1 protein-coding gene is annotated in these 433 nt (G+C 57.7%); it reads left to right on the top strand.

Annotated features, from left to right (window positions below; translation table 11 throughout):
* Nucleotides 1-19: 19 nt before the first annotated feature.
* On the top strand, nucleotides 20-433 hold a 414-nt coding region (locus tag ORL50_RS28780; protein WP_490722697.1), incomplete at its 3' end, for a T6SS phospholipase effector Tle1-like catalytic domain-containing protein.

The raw sequence follows: 433 nt of genomic DNA, 5'->3' as shown, positions 1-433 counted from the left end.
ACGTGCTGAGCGTTTGCGCATGAAAACAGCGGGACGAGCCAAGGTCAGCCTGTTGTTCCCACCGCCCAGTGACTGGGGCAACCATAAAGATGAAGAGACTCGCGGGCTGGTGGATGAAAGCCTGAACGCCAACAAGCCCGAGGGTTTATTGCGTGCGCTGTTCGACGATCAGGTCCACGACTCGCGGGCCTGGTTTCTCTACTCGCGGGGACGTGAACCATGGGGCACTTATTTGAGCGAACGCATGGTGTTCTTCGGTGTTGCCGGGCGAAGAGACTTGGCGCTGTATGGAGAGGATGGATCAGAAGTCCTGGCCGGTAGTCCTGGCCATCCTGCGTTCGATCAAGCTCGCGCCACGCAGCCGCCATTTATGGACGCCGAGCGTCTGGCAAAAGCACACAAAGCTATTGATGAGATCTGGGAGGCTTACTAC

Origin of the sequence: Pseudomonas sp. RIT-562, assembly GCF_026241895.1 — a bacterium.
Taxonomy (GTDB): Bacteria; Pseudomonadota; Gammaproteobacteria; order Pseudomonadales; family Pseudomonadaceae; genus Aquipseudomonas; species Aquipseudomonas mandelii_F.
The sequence above is the reverse complement of the archived record's forward strand: the minus strand, read 5'-3'. Positions and strand labels throughout refer to the sequence as shown.